Here is a 15,079-nt window from a genome sequence, read left to right on the forward strand (position 1 = left end):
CCATGTCTGTTTATGAGAACACCGCCAATGCCCAGAGTGCCTCTGGCAGCCGCGATGAGGAATATCTGCTGACCGAGGGCGAAGCCCAGCTGGCCACGGTGCTGGCGTTGATGACCGGTTTCAGCCAGGGCTGCTGTGCGGTGCACCGCGCGCCCATGGCCCAGCGCGTGGCGGACCAGCTGGTGCGCATGACCGAAGGCCTGGACGGCAGCGAGCGCTCTGACGACATGCGTCACTTTCTGCAGCGGCTGGGGCAGCGCTGGGCCACCGTGGCCCAGGTGCTGGCCCAGTCCGAGACTGATTCCGAAGTCCAAGCCCAGGCTTCGGCTCCCCGTTCCGATGACGAATTTTCCAACCCACAACCACACTGGCATCACAGCCCGGAGACCCTGCAATGAACGCCATCACTTCCCCTGAAATCCAGACCATGACCGCCGTGCAGATTCGTGAGCAATTTGCCCAGAAACGCCTGCAAGGCCTGCGCGCCAAGGATGCCGCCGAAGCCCTGCAGCTGAGCGAAGGCGCTGTGATTGCCGCACATGGCGGCGAGCATGAGCGCGCGCTGCAGGCGCTGCCGCTGCGCGCCGAATGGCTGGACATCCTCAAGGCCCTGGAGGCCTGCGGCCCGGTGATGGCGCTGACGCGCAACGAATCCACCGTGCATGAAAAGGACGGCATCTATCAAAACGTCTCGGCCCAGGGGCCGGTCGGTCTGGCGCTGAGCCGGGAAATCGATCTGCGCCTGTTCTTCATGCACTGGCATGCCGGCTTTGCCGTGACCGAGGAGTCCGCCAATGGCGGCCGCCCCGCCATGCGCAGCCTGCAGTTCTATGACGCGGCCGGCCGTGCCGTGCACAAGGTGTTTGCACGCGAGGGCACGGACATGGCGGCCTGGAATGCGCTGGTCGAGCGCTTTGCCGAGCCGTCGGCAGGCTATGTGTTCCGCGAGCCTGCGGCCAAGCCCGCGATCAAGGCTGACGCCCAGATCGACGTGCCCGCGCTGAGCCAGGCCTGGACCGCTATGAAGGACACCCATGAGTTCTTCGAGATGCTGCGCAGGTTCGGAGCCGAGCGCCAGCAGGCCTTCCGTCTGGTGCCCCAGTACTGCGAGCGCCTGAGCACCGACGCAGTCGCGCAGCTGCTGGGCGATGCGGCGGTGGACGGCGTCTCCATCATGGTGTTTGTGGGCAGCAGCGGCTGCATCCAGATCCACACCGGCCCCGTGAGCAATATTCAGCCCATGGACGGCAAGGATGGCGTGCGCTGGATCAATGTGCTGGACAAGGGCTTCAACCTGCATCTGCGCACCGACCTGATCGCCAATGTCTGGGTGGTGCGCAAACCCACCAGCGATGGCGTGGTGACCTCGGTCGAGGCCTTTGATGCCGAAGGCAACAACATGGCCATGTTCTTTGGCGAGCGCAAGCCTGGTCAGCCCGAGCTGCAAGGCTGGCGCGATCTGGTGGCCGGCCTGCCGCGCAAGGCAGCCGTGGCGGAGGCTGCATGAGCACGGCCAGCATTTCCCGGCGCCAGGGTCTGCAGTGGCTGGGTGCGGCTGTGGCGGGCACGGCCCTGCCGGCCCTGGCTCAGACCGCCGCTTCCGCGTCTGGAGCGAAACGGCTGGTGTCTCTCAGTGGCGCATTGACCGAGGTGGTCTATCTACTCAATGCCCAGAACCTGCTGGTGGGAACCGACACCACCAGTCTGTTTCCCGAAGCGGCGCAAAAAACCGCCAAGGTCGGCTATGTGCGCCAGCTCTCGGCCGAAGGCCTGCTCTCGCTCAAGCCCGATGCGGTGATCGCAACCAGCGAGGCCGGTCCGCCCGTGGTGCTCGATCAGATCCGCCAGGCGGGCGTGCGTGTATCGCTGGTTGCGGCCAGGCACAACTGGGCCGAAGTGCAGGAAAAGGTCAAGGTCGTGGGCCGCGAAACCGGCCGCATGGCCGAGGCCGACCAACTGCTGGCCCAGCTCGAAGCGCAGTGGAGCAGTGTGCAGGCCCAGGTGGCCAAGGCCCAGCGCAAGCCGCGCGTGCTGTTTGTGCTCTCGCACAGCGGCAGTCCGCAAGTGGCGGGCAGGGGCACGGCAGCCAATGCGCTGATCCAGTACGCGGGCTGCGTCAATGCCATCGACCAGTTCGACGGCTACAAGCCGCTGACCGCCGAAGCCATGGCCAGCGCCGCGCCCGAAGTCATCATCAACACCACCCAGGGCATCGAGGCTCTGGGCGGCGAGGCCGCCTTCTGGAAGCGGCCCGAGCTGGCCCTGACGCCGGCCTTTGCCAAGAAGGCGCTGGTGACGCTGGAAGCCAGCCATCTGCTGGGCTTCGGCCCGCGCCTGCCCAGTGCCGTGCAGGCTCTGCATATGCGCGCACTGCAGTGGGTGGCCTGATGAGCGGGCTGTCTGGTGTCATGGGCACCAAGCCGGTGCCGGGCGCGTCCGCGACTCCATCCCGCTGGCGCACGCCGGCCGGCCGGCTCAGCCGCAGTGCCACGCTGCTGCTGGGCCTGGCGCTGGTGTTGCTGGCCATGGTTTGGGGTGCGGCCAGCGGTGCCTATGCGATTGCGCCTGCGCAGTTGCCCGGCATCGTCTGGGACGGAGTTCGCAGCCTTTGGGGCGGCGATGTGCAAGCCGGGCCCGAACATCTGGTCTTTCTCAATATCCGCCTGCCTCGCCTGCTCATGGGCGTGGCGGCCGGCGCCGGACTGGGGCTGGCCGGCGCATTGATGCAGGGGCTGTTTCGCAATCCGCTGGCCGACCCCGGGCTGATCGGCGTGAGCAGCGGCGCGGCGCTGGCCGCCGGCATCACCATCGTGCTGGGCGGCCTGTATCTGCCCTGGCTGCCGCGTCATCTGGGCAGCTGGGCCCTGGTGGCCATGGCTTTTGGCGGCGGCCTTGCCGTGACCGCGGTGGTCTATGTGCTGGGTCAGGTCCAGGGCACGACCCGCATCGGCCTGATGCTGCTGGCCGGCATTGCCATCAATGCGCTGGCCGGTGCCGGACTGGGCTTTCTGAGTTTTGTGTCCACGGACGAGCAGCTGCGCAATCTGCAGATGTGGCTGCTGGGTAGCCTGGGCGCCTCGCGCTGGAGCGCGGTAGCCCTGGTGTCGGCGGCCGTGGCCGTCAGCGCGGCGGCGGCGCTGGCGCTGGCCAGGCCGCTGAATGCGATCGCTCTTGGCGAAGCCCAGGCCAATCTGCTGGGCGTGGCCGTCGAGAAAACCAAGCGCCGCGCCGTGATGGTGGCTGCGCTCGCCGTGGGCGCCGTGACCGCGACCACCGGCATCATCGGCTTCATCGGTCTGGTCGCGCCGCACTGGGTGCGGCTGATTGCCGGTCCCGATCATCGCGTGGTGCTGCCGGGATCGGCTCTGCTGGGGGCGGCGCTGGTGGTCAGCGCCGATGCCGTGGCGCGCACCATCGTCAAGCCGGCCGAGCTGCCGCTGGGCGTGCTCACCGCGTTTATCGGTGTGCCGCTGTTTCTGGCCATGCTGCGCCAGTTCAGGAGCAAGGTATGAGTGCGCACCAAGGGTTGTCCAGCCTCGAATGCCGCAATCTGGGCGTCGGCGTAGCCAAGGGGCCGCGTCTGGCGACGGTGGATGTGCGGATTCCGGCCGGGCGCTTTACCGCCATCCTCGGCCCCAACGGCGCCGGCAAGTCCACGCTGATGTCCATGCTGGTGGGCGAGCGCGCTCCGCAGTCGGGGCAGGTCCTGCTCGACGGGCAGGCGCTTTACGCGCATGCGATGGAGGGTCTGGCACGGCGTCGCTCCGTCATGCCCCAGGATTGCAGCGTGGCCTTTGACTTCACAGCTCAGGAGGTGGTGGAGCTGGGACGTTATCCGCATCGTCATCAGCCCGGCACCGGGGAGGCGCAGATTCCGGCGCAGGCCATGGAGTTGACCGGGGTCGATCATCTGGCGCAGCGCAGCATCAACACGCTGTCGGGCGGCGAGCGGGCGCGCACCCATCTGGCCAGGGCTCTGGCACAGATCTGGCAGCCGCCCGCCGACGGCGCGGCGCGCTGGCTGCTGCTGGACGAGCCCACCGCTGCTCTCGACCTGGCCCATCAGCACCATGCCATGCGCCTGCTGCGCCAGTGGGCCGGGCAGCAGGGCGCAGGGGTGGTGGCGGTGATTCACGATCTGAACCTGGCCTTGCGCTATGCCGACGATGTGCTGGTGCTGGGCGGTGATGCCGGAGTGCATCACGGCGCGGTGCTGGATGTGCTGCAGCCTGCGCTGGTGCGCCAGGTCTGGGGCATGCAGTGCGATCCGGTGCGCAGCAGCGACGGTGCATTGCAATATATTTTTGTAGCTGATACCGCTTTACCTGCTTGAGATTTCAGAAGATTGCATTGAATTCTGAAGCCAGTCATACGCAGGCTGCTTCAAATTCAATAGCTAATGACCTGGCTGTCACTGGCTGTCAATGTGTATGCACCGTCAGCGCAACCAGCTTGAGTACCAGCGGTCGCACCATCATCACGCAGAAGAACGCCACCGGCATGGCCAGCGCATAGGCGCTGAATACGCGACGGACGTAGCCGGCATCAAAGCCGGTATTGGCCGCCACGATGGTGCAGCACATCAGGAAGGCCATGATGCCGGCCATGAAAAACGCAAAGACAAATGGCGTGTAGCGCCGGTGCAGCTTGAACGTCGAAAGCCTGGATGGGGAAGAGCTGGTGGAGGAATTCATGAAAGCGATGTCGGAAATGCATTCCGCGTTGTCGCGGCGGGAGTAGGGCGCTGCCAGCGGTTCGGGCCGAATGCATGGATGGAAAACAGGGTTGAACTGTAAGCACCACAGGCGGCCTGCGGTAGAGGCCCGGGACTTGTGGAACTCATAAGCAGAACTTTCGAATGCAATTGGGGATACATTCGCAGATATGCCGAATCTGCGAGCCATAGAAACTTTTGTCAAAGCGCTGGAGGGCGGCTCCATCGCCTCGGCCGCGCGCCAGCTGGGCATTTCGCCCGCTGCCGCCAGCCAGAACATCGCGCGGCTGGAGCGCGAACTGGGCACGCGGCTGATTACCCGCACTACCCGGTCCATGGCCCTGACCGAGGCCGGCGAGCGCTATCTGGCGCGCGTTGCTCCGGTGCTCGGCGAGCTCGAAAAAGCCCAGTCCGATCTCTCGCTGATTCATGGAGAGCTGCAAGGCCGCTTGCGTATTGCCTGCATGTCCGCCTTCGGTCGCCATATGCTGGCGCCGCTGCTGCCGGCGTTTACCGCGCTGCATCCGCGGCTGGAGCTGGAGCTCCTGATCACGGACCGGCATGTGGACGTGCTCAAGGAAGACGTGGACATCAGCGTGCGCTACCGCGATGTGCTGGAGCCCGGCATGTCGGTGCGGCTGCTGGCCTCGGCGCCGCGCATTCTGTGTGCCTCGCCCCAGTATCTGCAGCAGCACGGCAGACCGCAGACGGCACAGGAGCTGCTCGAGCATGCCTGTCTGCTGTATCGGCGCGAGCGCGACGGCCGGCTCATGCGCTGGCCCTTTCTGCGCGATGGCCAGCGCACCGATCCGCAGCAGAAGATTGCGGCCATCGGCAGCGATATCGATGCCCTGGTGGAGTTCGCCGCTGCCGGTGGCGGCATCGCCTGGGCCGGCAGCTTTATCGTCCATGAGGAGCTGCGCAGAGGGCGGCTGGTGCCGCTGGCACTCAAGCCGGCGCGCAAGGGCCAGTTGCAGTTCGAGGATGTTCCGCTGGACTTCTTCGCCTGCTTCAAGGACCGCCAATATGTGCCCGCCAAGGTCCGCGCGCTGGTGGACTATCTGCTGCAGGTGCTGCCGCAGCAGGCGCAGCTGAACTGGCCCTTGCCAGACTGAGGTGGTGTAAGTGCACCTGGGGTCGGCCGGCTCTTGCGGTCCAGGCTGTTTGCGCTGGCGCAAGAAAGCAGTGTTTGTGGTGCGCTGCAGCGCCAGGGGCTCTTGATGACAATCTATAAAAAAATATACTATTTATTAATAGATTGAATCAGGCATTCCCTCCGGATGCCTGCCAAGCAGGGAGTCAGCATGAAATTCAATGTCGGCGGTCTGGACCGCATGCTTCGTATCGCTTTGGGCCTGGTCCTCATCGTCCTGGCGGCTATGGGCATCATTGGCTGGTGGGGATGGCTTGGGGTGATCCCCCTGGCCACCGGCTTGCTGCGCTTCTGCCCGCTGTATCTGCCGCTGGGCATGAACACCTGCCCGCTGGATGCGCGAAAAAAATAGGCCGCCGGTCGCTCACCCTCGAAAGGCCCAGGCGAACAAGTCGGGCCTTTCCGGGTGACGTCAACCTTCAGTGGCCCAGGTGCTGGGGCAGCACTTCCTGCAAGATGGTGGTGGCAATCTCTTCGATCGACTTGGTGGTGCTGGACAGCCACTCGATGCCGCTTCTGCGCATCATGGCCTCGGCCTCGGCCACCTCGTAGCGGCAGTTGGGCAGGCTGGCGTACTTGGAGTCGGGGCGGCGTTCGTTGCGGATGCTGGACAGGCGCTCGGGCTGAATCGTGAGGCCAAACAGCTTTTTGCGGTAGGGCTCCAGCGCGGGCGGCAACTGCTTGCGCTCGAAGTCTTCGGGAATCAGTGGATAGTTGGCCACCTTGAGGCCGAACTGCATGGCCAGGTACAGACTGGTGGGCGTCTTGCCCGAGCGGCTCACTCCCACCAGGATCACGTCGGCGCCGCTCAGGTCGGCATGGGTCTGGCCGTCATCGTGAGCCAACGTGTAGTTGATGGCCTCCATGCGCTCCAGATATTCCTTGCTCTCGCTGATATCGGCAAAGCGGCCCACGCGGTGCAGCGACTTCTGGCCCAGTTCCACCTCCAGCGGGCGCACAAAGGTGCCGAACATGTCGAACAGCTTGCCCTTGCAGTTGGCTTCAAGGAATTCCAGCATCTCCTGATTGACCAGGGTGGTGAAGATGATGGGCTTGCGCTTCTCCACCTCGGCCACATGGTTGATCTGGCGCACGGCCTGATGAATCTTGTCCATCGAGTCCACAAAGGGGATGCGAATCAGCCTCGGCTTGCTCTCGAACTGGGCCATGATGGCCGTGCCGAAGGTCTCGGCCGTGATGCCTGTGCCGTCAGAAATGACAAAAATCGTATGGGTATGCATGGTGCGCGCAGTGATTAGGTGGAGGCGGGGCTGGCAATGCCATGCCCTGAAGTCTGAAACAGGTTTGAGCCGCGCCAGGGTTCATGGCTAGGCCTACAATTGCGCCCATTATTCCCAAATTCCACCCATGCTCGTTGACGGTCAACATCCAGAACAGCAAAGCACTGCATCGATGCAGCGTGGGTTCGCGTGCCCTGGCCATTCAGCCCAGTCGCCGCAAGCGTGCCGGTTTTTTACCTTTGGAGCTTTCCCATGTCTCAACTCTTCGAAGCGACCGCATTAGTCGTTCCGTTCGAAAAACTGCGCATGACCGACGTCGAGTCGGTCGGCGGCAAGAACGCCTCGCTCGGCGAGATGATTTCGCAACTGCCTCAGGGCGTGCGCGTGCCTACCGGCTTTGCCACCACGGCCCATGCCTTCCGCGAGTTCCTGGCCTTTGAAGGTCTGGCCGGCAAGATCTCTGCCAAGCTGGCCGCTCTGGACGTGGACGATGTCCGCGCCCTCGCCGCTGTCGGCGCGGAAATTCGTGCCATGGTGGAAAGCCAGCCTTTCCCTGCCGATCTGGAACAGGCCATCCGCGAGGAATTTGTCCGTCTGCAAGGCGGCAATGCCGAGGCATCGTTTGCGGTGCGCTCTTCGGCCACTGCAGAAGACCTGCCCGATGCCTCGTTTGCCGGCCAGCAGGAAACCTTCCTGAACGTGGTGGGCATCGAAGACGTGCTGCACAAGATGAAGGAAGTGTTCGCCTCGCTTTACAACGACCGCGCCATCTCCTACCGCGTGCACAAGGGCTTCGAGCACGATGTGGTGGCCCTGTCCGCCGGCGTGCAGCGCATGGTGCGTTCCGACAAGGGCGCTGCCGGCGTGATGTTCACCATCGACACCGAATCCGGTTTCGAGGAAGTGGTCTTCATCACCTCCAGCTACGGGCTGGGCGAGACCGTGGTGCAGGGCGCGGTGAACCCCGACGAGTTCTATGTGCACAAGCCCATGCTCAAGGCTGGCAACAAGGCACTGATCCGCCGCAATCTGGGCTCCAAGCTGATCCAGATGATCTTTGCCACGCCCGAGGAAAAGGCGGCCGACGGCAAGCTGGTCAAGACCACCGATGTGGCCCACGAACTGCGCAACCGCTATTCGCTGACCGACGAGGAAGTGCAGCAACTGGCGCATTACGCGCTGGTGATCGAGCAGCATTACGGCCGTCCCATGGATATCGAATGGGGCAAGGACGGCACCGACGGCCAGCTCTACATCCTGCAGGCGCGCCCTGAAACCGTGAAGAGCCAGTCCAAGGGACAGGCCGAGCTGCGCTACAAGCTCAAGGGCACGGGCACCGTGCTGGCCGAAGGCCGCGCCATCGGTCAGAAGATCGGTACCGGCCCCGTGCGCCTGGTGTCCGACATCTCGCAGATGGATCAGGTGCAGGCCGGCGACGTGCTGGTGACCGACATGACCGATCCCAACTGGGAGCCCGTCATGAAGAAGGCTTCGGCCATCGTCACCAACCGCGGTGGCCGTACCTGCCACGCCGCCATCATTGCACGCGAGCTGGGTATCCCTGCCGTTGTGGGCTGCGGCAATGCAACCGATCTGCTCAAGGCCGAAACACTGGTTACCGTGTCCTGTGCGGAAGGCGATACCGGCAAGATCTATGATGGTCTGCTGGAAACCGAGGTGACCGAGGTCAAGCGTGGCGAGATGCCCAGCATCCCCACCAAGATCATGATGAACGTGGGCAATCCCCAGCTGGCTTTCGACTTTGCCCAGCTGCCCAACGAAGGCGTGGGTCTGGCCCGCCTGGAATTCATCATCAACAACAATATCGGTGTCCACCCCAAGGCCATCCTGGACTACCCCGCCGTTGACGCCGATCTGAAGAAGGCCGTCGAGTCCGTGGCCCGCGGCCATGCATCTCCCCGCGCGTTCTACGTGGACAAGGTGACCGAAGGCGTGGCAACGATTGCCGCCGCTTTCTGGCCCAAGCCCGTGATCGTGCGCATGTCCGACTTCAAGTCCAACGAATACCGCAAGCTTATCGGCGGCAGCCGTTACGAGCCCGAGGAAGAGAACCCCATGCTGGGCTTCCGTGGTGCAGCGCGTTACATCTCGGCCGAGTTCGGCGAAGCCTTCAAGATGGAATGCGAAGCCCTGCTCCGCGTGCGTGAGGACATGGGTCTGACCAACGTCAAGATCATGATCCCCTTCGTGCGTACCCTGGGCCAGGCCAAGCGCGTGACTGAGCTGCTGGCCGAAAACGGCCTCAAGCGCGGTGAAAATGGCCTGCAGCTGATCATGATGTGCGAAGTGCCTTCCAACGCCGTGCTGGCCGAGGAGTTCCTCGAATACTTCGACGGCTTCTCCGTGGGCTCCAACGACCTGACCCAGCTGACCCTGGGCCTGGATCGCGACTCCGGTCTGGAGCTGCTGGCCGCCGACTTCGACGAGCGCGACCCCGCCGTCAAGAAGCTGCTGGCTCGCGCCATCAAGGCCTGCCGCGATCAGAACAAGTATGTGGGCATCTGCGGCCAAGGCCCTTCGGACCACCCCGACTTCGCCAAGTGGCTGGCCGATGAGGGCATCTCCTCCATCTCCCTGAACCCTGACAGCGTGGTCTCCACCTGGCAGAAGCTGGCTGAATAAGCCTGGGCATCGCCGTGCGGACGCATCACGCGCCTATGCATGACGATGCCGCGTCGGATGCCCCGCGACAGGCATTCGATGCTTTCGGCAATCCGGTGGAGGTGACCTTCCCGCCGGATCTGCACGATACACACCACCTGAGACTCAAGGCCTTGCTGCTGAGCGTCTGGGTGGTGTCTTCATTTGGGACCGGCTACTTTGCGCGCGATATCCAGGCGCTGATGCCGGACTGGCCCGTGGCCTACTGGATGGCCGCCCAAGGGGCGGTCCTGATGTTCCTGTTGATCATCGTGGTCTATTGTGTGGCCATGGATTATTTCGAACGCCAACAGGCGCGTGACGAAGCGCGCAAGCGGGCTGCGGCTCACCAAGCCTCTCTCGCCGCAACCGACCCTCATGCCTGAGCGGCCCGTTCTGAGCCGCGCCTACCACTGGCGGCTGCATCGCATTCTGTTTCTCTATGTGCTGGGAACGGCGGCCTTTTTGCTGACCATGCTCTGGGCCGAGGAGCGCGGGCTGTCGCGGCACTGGATCGGGCCTATTTTTCTGTTCTCCACGGTGATGGTGTATGCGGCCATCGGTGTGTATTCGCGCACCAGTGATGCCGAGGAGTATTTCGTCGCCGGCCGGCGTATTCCGCCTTTCTACAACGGCATGGCTGCCGCTGCCGACTGGATGAGTGCAGCCTCGTTCATCAGTCTCTCCGGCGCGCTCTATCTGCAAGGTTTTTCGGGGACCGGCACACAGCCTGGCGGGCTGGCCTATGTGCTGGGATGGACGGGCGGGTTCTGCCTGGTCGGCATGCTGATTGCTCCCTATCTGCGGGCCATGAATCTCTATACCGTGCCGGATTTCTTCCAGGCGCGCTATGGCGGGCGCTGGCCGCGCATCATTGCCGCGCTGGCCGCCATTACCTGTTCCTTCACCTATGTGGTGGCGCAGATCTATGGCGTGGGGCTGATTGCCGCACGCCTGACCGGCGTGCAGTTCGAGATCGGCATCATGCTGGGTCTGGGCGGCGTGCTGCTGTGCTCGTTCCTGGGCGGCATGCGGGCTATCACCTGGACCCAGGTGGCGCAATACGTGGTCATATTGCTGGCCTTCATGCTGCCGGTTTCCTGGCTGGCCTACAAGCAGCTGGGCAACCCCTGGGCGCAGCTGGCCTACAGCCAGCAACTGGGCAAGATTGGCGCCATGGAGCAGCAGCTGCTGTCCTCAGAGGCTGAGCAGTCGGTGCTGGAGGCCTACCGCACCCGCGCCCAGGTGCTGCAGGCCAAGCTGCGCGATGTGCCCAATGTGCTGGCGGCGGAACGCCAAGCACTGAGCGAGCATATCCGCGAGCTGCGCACCAGCAGCGGCAATATCGGCGCCATCATGACCGCCAGCCGGGAGCTGGCCGCCATGCCCAAGGATGAGGTGGCGGCACGCGAACTCTGGAGCCGCGAGCTGCACGAGGCCTATGAGCGGGCCAAGCCGCTGGGCGGCATGCCGCTGCAAAGTCAGCCTTTTGCCGGGGATCCGGATGGTTCGCCGGCCGAGCGCAAGGCCTACGAGGAAAGCCGGCGCAATTTTCTGGCGCTGATGTTCTGCCTGATGGTCGGCACGGCCGGGCTGCCGCATCTGCTGACACGTTACTTCACGGTTCCCTCGGTGTCGGCGGCGCGTACCTCGGTGGCCTGGTCGCTGTTCTTTATCGGTCTGCTGTATCTGGGCGCACCGGCCTTGGCCGTGCTGGTCAAGTTCGAGGTCATGAGCAATCTTGTGGGCACGCATTTCGATGCCTTGCCCAACTGGATAGCGCAGTGGTCCAGGGTCGACAGCTCGTTGCTGGCCGTCGAGGACATCAATGGCGACGGCATCTTGCAGTTCGGCGAGATCCGCATGGGGGCTGACCTCATCATGCTGGCCACGCCGGAGCTGGGCGGCATGCCTTATGTGCTCTCCGGTCTGGTGGCTGCGGGCGGGTTGGCGGCGGCATTGTCCACGGCCGACGGTCTGCTGCTGACGATCAGCAATGCCCTGGTGCGGGATCTCTATTTCCAGGAGCGTCAGCGCCTGGATACGCGCAAGCGGCGTGTCTCGCCCGAGCAGCGTGTGATTCTCTCCAAGTTCGCATTGCTGCTGGTGGCGCTGTCGGCGGCCTTTGTGGCTGCCCGGCGCTCTTCGGACATTCTTCCAATGGTTTCGGCCTCGTTCTCGCTGGCCGGCTCGGCTTTTGTGCCGGCCATGGTGCTGGGAATCTTCTGGCGCGGCACCACGCGCCGTGGCGCGGTGGCTGGCATGTTGCTGGGCCTGGCCGTGACGGTGTACTACATGGTCTCCCATGTGCCGGGTCTGCAGGGTGTGCTGCCTTCGGCACTGCGCGGCGAGGCACTCTGGTGGGGCATTCAGCCCATCTCGGCCGGTGTGTTTGGCGTGCCGGCAGGCTTGCTCACCATATTGCTGGTCAGCTGGTGGGAGCAGCGGCGAACAGGCATTCGGAAGAACTCTTGATTCGATAGCTGTCAGCGCTCTTCCACGAAGGGCTTGAGATGGTTTACGGGTAGTTTTTTGGCAGAGTCTGATCTGGCTCAGCCCGGAGCAAGCTTGCAGGAAAACCCGCTTTTCAGGCGCCGCCACAGCTGCCACTCTGCATGTCTAAAAGCAATTCAATGCATAGAGGGGCGGGGGCGATGTATCTAGTCAAAACACCCGAGGGCCAGCAGGCCTTCAAGGAGCGCCATTCCGATCTGAGTCAGAGGCTGCGCTCGGCCTTTTTGCTGTTTGACGGTCAACGCAGCCTGATGCAGGTGCTGGAGGCGACCTCGGCGCTGGGAGTGGTCAAGGACGATATTCTGGCCCTGGTCGACAGAGGCTGGCTGGCCACGAGGGAGTCTTCCGCCGCAGCGCCGGCCTCGGAGAGCGGCTCCCCCTCCCTGGCCCCAGCCGAGCTCGCGTCAGGCGTCGGCCAGAAGCGCTTCCAGAAGGCCTACCCCATGGCCGTGTCCATCACGGGCGCATTGGGGCTCAAGGGCTTCAGGCTGAATCTGGCCGTGGAGGCCGCCATGGGCTATGAGCAGCTGGCGGAGCTGGCGCCGCGCATACGCGATGCGGCGGGTGAAAAAGCCTACATGCCACTGCACAGAGCGCTGTTCGAGGCCGATGCATAAGCTGCCGATGCAGGGCATTTCCCAAAGAAAAGCGGCCTTGCAGGGCCGCTTTTTCGTGGACGGAGCCTGGGGTTCAGACCGCCAGCAATTCCACATCGAACTTCAGCGTGGCGTTGGGGGGGATCACGCCGCCGGCGCCGCGCGCGCCATAGCCCAGGGCTGCTGGGATCAGCAGCGTGCGCTGACCGCCGACCTTCATGCCTTGCACGCCTTCGTCCCAGCCCTTGATGACCATGCCGGCGCCCAGGGGGAAGACGAAAGGATCGTTGCGGTCCTTGCTGGAGTCGAACTTGGCGCCTTGCACGCCATTGTTGTAGAGCCAGCCGGTGTAGTGCACGGTCACGTTCTGACCGGCCTTGGCTTCGGTGCCTTCGCCAACGACGGTGTCTTCATATTGCAGGCCGGAGGCAGTAGTGTTGAATGCCATGGTGGATTTCCTTTCAGCACAAAGCAGAAAAAGGCGATGGAAAAAAGGGCCGGCCAAGCTCGCTTGGGGCCCTTGGATGATAGTGGTGTCCGCCTGCCGCCAGTTCCCTGGCCGCAACAACGGCAAGGTTTACTTCTTGGCGCGCGCCGCAACCCAGCGGTTGGCAAAGGCCTGCACGTCGGACAGGCGCTTGAGCAGATCTTGTCCGGTCAAGGTCACGGTGTAGCCGTCGCTGCCATGTTCGAGCAGGCCGCATTCGCGCAGTTCCTTGATGCGGGTGTTCAGCGTGTTGGGAGTGATGCCGCCCACGCTGTCTTGCAGCAGTCGGAAGGTCTGGGGATGACCATCCCGCAAAGCCCACAGCACGCGCAGCGCATAGCGGCATTCGAGCTTCTCGAACAGCTGGTTGATGGCGGCGTTTTCCTTGGAGCTCATGGACGCTTCTCCTTGCGCAATGATGTTGTCGAGCTGGGCGCACTGGGCGCTTTCAGTGCCATGTCCGATGGACTATAGCGGTTAATTTATTTTGCTACAAGTTTAGTAGCTTCAAATCTTCAACTGCAACGCCTTGAGGTGATAAACGCGACAAACAGCACGCAAGTGTTGCGGGTCAGCCACGAATCCGGGCTAAGGCGCGCGTGCTTCAGGGTTTGTAGCAGTGGTGAGAGTGCTGGAGCAGCCTGCGCGACAGGCTGGCGTGGTTTGCCGGCTGTGTTAGTGCTGGCTTAGGTGTTTCCAGGTGTAAAAATGGAGTCAAGCCATTGACCTGTCGACGCAGGCAGCTATGAAAATCATAGTTCCTGTTTGGGCGCCTGTATTTGCTTGAGTTGCACCAGCACTTGCAACAGGCGATTGGCCGGCGCGGCAATGCCCAGGGCCTGGGCGCGCCGCACTACATAGCCGTTGAGATGGTCGATCTCCGTGGGCTTGCCGCGCGCCAGATCCTGGGCCGTGGAAGAGAGCTGGCCGGGCATGGTGCGTGCGATGGCCGCTACCGCCTCGTCCACGGTAGCGGGAAGGATCACGCCGTCGGCCATGGCCACAGTCTTGCATTCGGCGGCAATGTCCTGCATCACGGCGGGTATGCCCTGCTGCGCGACCAGCCAGCCATAGGGCTGCTGGGTGAGGGCGGAGAGCGCGTTGTAGACGCAGTTGATGATGAGCTTTTGCCAGAGTGCGGCCAGCACGCCATCCGAGACTTGTGTGGGAATGCCGGCGGTGCTGAACTGGCCCGCGATCGCATCGCCCTGGGGGCAGGCAGCGATGACCAGCTCGCCCCGGCCAAAGTGACGCACATGGCCCGGGCCTGCCATGGCAGTGGCCACATAGACCACGGCAGCTGCCACCGGCTGCCGACCCAGTACCTGGCGCAGGCGCTGGTCGTTGTCCACGCCATTCTGCAGGCTCAGTATCTGGGTATGTGCAGCCAGGTGGGGTTTGATCTGTGCAGCTGCTGCTTCGGTGTCGGTGGATTTCACGCAGAACAGCACCACATCGGCGCCCGCCACGGCACGGGGCTCGGTGCTGGTGGCGACGGGGAGATGCAGATCTTCTGTTGCCGTCTGCAGTCGCAGCCCGTGCTCGCTGACCGCCTGCATATGCGATGCTCTACCGATCAGCGTGACCGGGTGGCCGGCGCGTGCCAGCAGAGCTCCAAAGTAACAGCCCACCGAGCCCGCGCCCATGACGGCAACGGAAAGGCGGGAGGGGGCAGCGGTGTGGTCGACCAGGTTCATGGGGCTATCCTGCAAG

The 15,079-nt window shown here is 63.7% G+C and carries 16 protein-coding genes; 11 read left to right on the forward strand and 5 right to left on the reverse strand.

The genetic code is table 11. The features are described from left to right. Positions 1–2: 2 nt before the first annotated feature. The 5 genes from FSY59_RS08410 to FSY59_RS08430 are packed head-to-tail and all read left to right on the forward strand — an operon-like array spanning position 3 to position 4,333. A complete protein-coding gene (locus FSY59_RS08410) occupies positions 3–398 on the forward strand; it encodes a hypothetical protein (RefSeq protein WP_003057648.1) in 396 nt (131 codons plus the stop codon). Next, positions 395–1,507, forward strand: coding sequence for a hemin-degrading factor (locus tag FSY59_RS08415; protein WP_003057646.1), 1,113 nt, complete (start codon positions 395–397; stop codon positions 1,505–1,507). Before FSY59_RS08410 ends, FSY59_RS08415 begins: the two co-directional genes overlap by 4 nt. Beyond that, positions 1,504–2,388, forward strand: a complete 885-nt coding sequence (locus tag FSY59_RS08420; protein ID WP_043371186.1) for a hemin ABC transporter substrate-binding protein — start codon at positions 1,504–1,506, stop codon at positions 2,386–2,388. Before FSY59_RS08415 ends, FSY59_RS08420 begins: the two co-directional genes overlap by 4 nt. Next, positions 2,388–3,512, forward strand: coding sequence for an iron ABC transporter permease (locus tag FSY59_RS08425; RefSeq protein ID WP_003057644.1), 1,125 nt, complete (start codon positions 2,388–2,390; stop codon positions 3,510–3,512). Before FSY59_RS08420 ends, FSY59_RS08425 begins: the two co-directional genes overlap by 1 nt. Further along, positions 3,509–4,333: a heme ABC transporter ATP-binding protein gene (locus FSY59_RS08430; protein ID WP_148728786.1), complete on the forward strand. Its 825-nt coding sequence runs from the start codon at positions 3,509–3,511 to the stop codon at positions 4,331–4,333. The genes FSY59_RS08425 and FSY59_RS08430 overlap by 4 nt, the downstream gene beginning before the upstream one ends. 88 nt (positions 4,334–4,421) lie before the next feature. Here FSY59_RS08430 and FSY59_RS08435 read toward each other — a convergent pair whose 3' ends face one another. Next, positions 4,422–4,694 carry a DUF2798 domain-containing protein gene (locus FSY59_RS08435; RefSeq protein ID WP_043371188.1) on the reverse strand — a complete coding sequence of 91 codons (273 nt, stop codon included), beginning with the start codon at positions 4,692–4,694 and terminating at the stop codon, positions 4,422–4,424. A gap of 190 nt (positions 4,695–4,884) precedes the next feature. Here FSY59_RS08435 and FSY59_RS08440 point away from each other — a divergent pair, with 190 nt between their 5' ends. Both FSY59_RS08440 and FSY59_RS08445 read left to right on the forward strand, forming a co-directional pair. Then, positions 4,885–5,829 carry a LysR family transcriptional regulator gene (locus tag FSY59_RS08440; protein ID WP_003057641.1) on the forward strand — a complete coding sequence of 315 codons (945 nt, stop codon included), beginning with the start codon at positions 4,885–4,887 and terminating at the stop codon, positions 5,827–5,829. Positions 5,830–6,018: 189 nt separating this feature from the next. Beyond that, complete coding sequence (locus tag FSY59_RS08445) at positions 6,019–6,219, forward strand: DUF2892 domain-containing protein (protein WP_050873383.1); 201 nt, start codon at positions 6,019–6,021, stop codon at positions 6,217–6,219. A 67-nt stretch (positions 6,220–6,286) separates the two neighbouring features. On the opposite strand, the gene FSY59_RS08450 is transcribed toward FSY59_RS08445, so the two are convergent. After that, on the reverse strand, positions 6,287–7,108 hold the full coding sequence (locus tag FSY59_RS08450; RefSeq protein ID WP_003057637.1) for a pyruvate, water dikinase regulatory protein: 822 nt from the start codon (positions 7,106–7,108) through the stop codon (positions 6,287–6,289). 252 nt (positions 7,109–7,360) lie between these two features. Here FSY59_RS08450 and ppsA point away from each other — a divergent pair, with 252 nt between their 5' ends. The 4 genes from ppsA to FSY59_RS08470 all read left to right on the forward strand — a co-directional run bounded on the left by ppsA (position 7,361) and on the right by FSY59_RS08470 (position 12,900). Then, a complete protein-coding gene (gene ppsA, locus FSY59_RS08455) occupies positions 7,361–9,751 on the forward strand; it encodes a phosphoenolpyruvate synthase (RefSeq protein WP_043371190.1) in 2,391 nt (796 codons plus the stop codon). Between the two features lie 35 nt (positions 9,752–9,786). Then, entirely contained in the window at positions 9,787–10,155 is a 369-nt protein-coding gene (locus FSY59_RS08460) for a DUF4212 domain-containing protein (protein ID WP_255439260.1), read from the forward strand. After that, positions 10,148–12,244: a VC_2705 family sodium/solute symporter gene (locus tag FSY59_RS08465; RefSeq protein WP_148728788.1), complete on the forward strand. Its 2,097-nt coding sequence runs from the start codon at positions 10,148–10,150 to the stop codon at positions 12,242–12,244. Before FSY59_RS08460 ends, FSY59_RS08465 begins: the two co-directional genes overlap by 8 nt. A 179-nt stretch (positions 12,245–12,423) precedes the next feature. Next, positions 12,424–12,900 (forward strand): hypothetical protein, encoded by a 477-nt coding sequence (locus FSY59_RS08470; RefSeq protein ID WP_148728789.1) that lies wholly within the window; start codon positions 12,424–12,426, stop codon positions 12,898–12,900. 73 nt (positions 12,901–12,973) lie between these two features. On the opposite strand, the gene FSY59_RS08475 is transcribed toward FSY59_RS08470, so the two are convergent. From FSY59_RS08475 to FSY59_RS08485, 3 genes are all read right to left on the reverse strand, one after another. Further along, the gene (locus FSY59_RS08475; RefSeq protein WP_003057626.1) at positions 12,974–13,327 is read right to left on the reverse strand and encodes an FKBP-type peptidyl-prolyl cis-trans isomerase; all 354 of its coding nucleotides are present in this window, start codon (positions 13,325–13,327) and stop codon (positions 12,974–12,976) included. Between the two features lie 129 nt (positions 13,328–13,456). Continuing rightward, on the reverse strand, positions 13,457–13,762 hold the full coding sequence (locus tag FSY59_RS08480; protein ID WP_003057624.1) for a helix-turn-helix domain-containing protein: 306 nt from the start codon (positions 13,760–13,762) through the stop codon (positions 13,457–13,459). Between the two features lie 356 nt (positions 13,763–14,118). Continuing rightward, positions 14,119–15,063, reverse strand: coding sequence for a ketopantoate reductase family protein (locus FSY59_RS08485; protein ID WP_003057622.1), 945 nt, complete (start codon positions 15,061–15,063; stop codon positions 14,119–14,121). Between the last annotated feature and the right edge of the window lie 16 nt (positions 15,064–15,079).

The sequence above is a fragment of the Comamonas sp. Z3 genome, assembly GCF_008121565.1.
GTDB classification, from domain to species: domain Bacteria; phylum Pseudomonadota; class Gammaproteobacteria; order Burkholderiales; family Burkholderiaceae_C; genus Comamonas; species Comamonas brasiliensis.